Genomic DNA, 2,717 nt, shown 5'->3' on the forward strand with positions numbered 1-2,717 from the left:
TTGCTGCGTGAGCGCGAAACCCTCTCGCGCTCCTCCGAGGTCCTGAAGCCTATGAATTACATGCGCAGGCGCTGGGATGACTTCGCCCGCTTCCTCGACGATGGCAGGATCTGCTTGACCAACAATTGCGCTGAGCGCGCATTGAGGGGCATCGCATTGGGAAGGCGCAACTGGACCTTCGCCGGCAGCCAGCGCGGTGCCGACCGTGCCGCCATCATGCTGACGATGATCACGACTTGTCGCCTCAACGACGTCGATCCCAAGGCCTGGCTCGCCGACGTCCTCGCCCGTATCGCCGATCTTCCCGCGTCGCGTCTGCACGAACTGCTGCCCTGGGAATGGAAGCTCCTGCGCCAAGCCGACAAGCCCGCCGGTCAGCAGGCCGCCTGACCTTCACGCAAGCCATCATAGAGCTCGCCGTGCCCGCGCGCATGCGTCAATCAGGCGGTCTTCGTCGTATGCGTGCGATCGAGGAACTGCAAACCTCACTCAAGACAGGAGCACCTCCATGACCGACCAGGCCGTGAGCCCGTTACGCCGGCGCATGATCGAAGACATGTCGATCCGCAAGTTCGCGCCGAAGACCCAACATGACTACGTGCAAGGGGTCAAGGAGTTCGCCGCGTTTCTCGGCCGCTCTCCCGACGCGGCCAAAGCAGAGGATGTGCGCGGCTTCCGGCTGCATCTGGCATCGTGTGGCGCGGGCACGCCGAAGATCAACGCCACCTGCTCGAACAGAACATCGACATTCGGGTGATCCAGGTCCTGCTCGGCCACGCCAAGCTCGAGACCACGGCGCTCTACACCCGGGTTGCGACCAAGACGATCCGCGACGTCATGAGCCCCTTGGACCGTCTCACGCCGCTGCTTCCCAAGACGAACGAGCCCAAGGCCGAGCCGCCTGCCTGACGCGCGGCTCGCGTGTCGCGCCCGGCGCTGGAGGTTGCGGATATCTTCCGCAGCCATGGCCCGGCCTGGCGTCAAGCCCATGCCGGCCATGTCAGCCTCGACCAGTTGAAGGTGATGTCGGCGATCGAGCGTTGCCGCACGGCAGCCCTTGGCGGCCATGTCGCGCGCTGCACGGACTGCGCTTATACGAGCATCGCCTACAACTCCTGCCGCAACCGGCACTGCCCGAAGTGCCAAGGTGCCGCAGCGAAGGAATGGCTCGCCGATCGGGAATCCGAGTTGTTGCCGGTGCCGTACTATCACATCGTGTTCACGCTGCCCGCGGCCATCGCCGCCATCGCCTGCCAGAACAAGGCCGTCGTCTACGATCTCTTGTTCAAGGCCTCGGCCGAGACCATGCTGACGATCGCCGCCGATCCGAAGCACCTCGGCGCCCGCGTCGACATCACCTCGGTTCTCCACACCTGGGGCTCGGCCATGACCCATCACCCGCACGTCCACATGATCGTGCCCGGCGGCGGCTTCTCGCCCGACGGCCAGCGCTGGGTATCCTGCCGGCCCGGATTCTTCCTCCCCGTGCGCGTGCTCTCGCGCCTGTTCCGGCGGCTATTCCCGGAGAAGCTCGTCGCTGCCCACCAAGCCGGGCGCCTGAGCTTCTTCGGCGATCATGCCGCTCTCGCCGACACGCAGTCCTTTGCAGCCTATCTCGCGCCGCTGCGCACGGCCGAGTGGGTCGTCTACGCAAAGCGGCCGTTCGGCGGACCACAGGCCGTGCTGGCCTATCTGTCGCGCTATACCCACCGCGTCGCCATCGCCAACAGCCGCCTGATCGCCTTTGATGAGCAAGGCGTCACTTTCAGGTGGAAGGACTATCGCGCCGAGGGTCGCGACCGCCAGAAGCTCATGACACTCTCAAGCGGCGAGTTCATCCGCCGCTTCCTCATCCACGTCCTACCGCAAGGCTTCCACCGCATCCGCCACTACGGCCTGTTGGCCAGCGGCACGCGCGCCGACAACATCGCCCGCGCGCGTGAGCTGCTCGCCGCTGCAAAATCTGAAGGCCAGCCCACCGGTGCCGCCGCCGATCAAACCAAGCCGAGCTGCCCATGCTGCGGCGGTCGCATGATCGTTATCGAGGTGTTCGAGCGCGGTGCCACGCCACAGCATCGGCCAACAGCTCCACCAATCGTCATCAGGATCGACACCTCATGACCGCGTCACAATCCCGCAAAACAGCTCATCGCGCGCGCTGCCTCTCGACCGGCCACAGCAGAGCTCGCTCGGACATCCAGCCGTCGTCTCAAATCGTCCGGGAATTCACCGCGTTCGACCCGATCCAGCGCTCATGCATGAGCCGCTTCACCGTCGGCCAGATTGCTGGATCGCCTCGACTCCGATCACACACCGTATCCGCGGCGCTGAAATCCCCTTAGCCCCACGCCGCCCCACCTACGTGCGCGGTTTCCTCCCTTGGAGGCTTTCGGACGCCGGCCCTCACGGCTTGCGGCACCGCCAACCATTGGGCCGGCATCCGAAACCCTTGTATGGGGCCTATTGGTGTCAAGTAGAGAGTGTCGGTGCTGTTGAGTCATTTTGTCACGTCACCAGATTGCATTTGCGGCATGGACAGCCCCTTGCTCGGCTGCGCTGAGCGGTCAAGCCCCAAAGCCGCTTGCGGCGCGCCGAAGGCGCGGGGCTTGACGGCGAAGGCGCAGTCCGAGCCATCATAATTGTCGCCGCGACGTACAAAGGTCATTCGGCGCTGTTCGAGGCACTGTGGATTGCTACTGTGGGGGCCTCTCCTTTCA

At 64.7% G+C, this 2,717-nt stretch carries 3 protein-coding genes and 1 pseudogene; all 4 read left to right on the forward strand.

Translation table 11 applies throughout. The features are described 5' to 3' along the window. Positions 1-390: IS66 family transposase (locus FXV83_RS38610; RefSeq protein WP_148745206.1), on the forward strand; the 390-nt coding region annotated here is incomplete at its 5' end. Positions 391-556: 166 nt separating this feature from the next. Beyond that, complete coding sequence (locus FXV83_RS44605) at positions 557-757, forward strand: phage integrase N-terminal SAM-like domain-containing protein (RefSeq protein WP_430648976.1); 201 nt, start codon at positions 557-559, stop codon at positions 755-757. Next, a pseudogene (locus FXV83_RS44610) lies at positions 688-909 on the forward strand (tyrosine-type recombinase/integrase); the annotation flags it as partial. The gene FXV83_RS44605 and the pseudogene FXV83_RS44610, both read left to right, overlap by 70 nt. Positions 910-921: 12 nt before the next feature. Next, positions 922-2,121, forward strand: a complete 1,200-nt coding sequence (locus tag FXV83_RS38620; protein WP_148745208.1) for an IS91 family transposase — start codon at positions 922-924, stop codon at positions 2,119-2,121. Positions 2,122-2,717 lie beyond the last annotated feature (596 nt).

Source organism: Bradyrhizobium hipponense, from assembly GCF_008123965.1.
In the GTDB taxonomy this organism is placed as follows: Bacteria; Pseudomonadota; Alphaproteobacteria; order Rhizobiales; family Xanthobacteraceae; genus Bradyrhizobium; species Bradyrhizobium hipponense.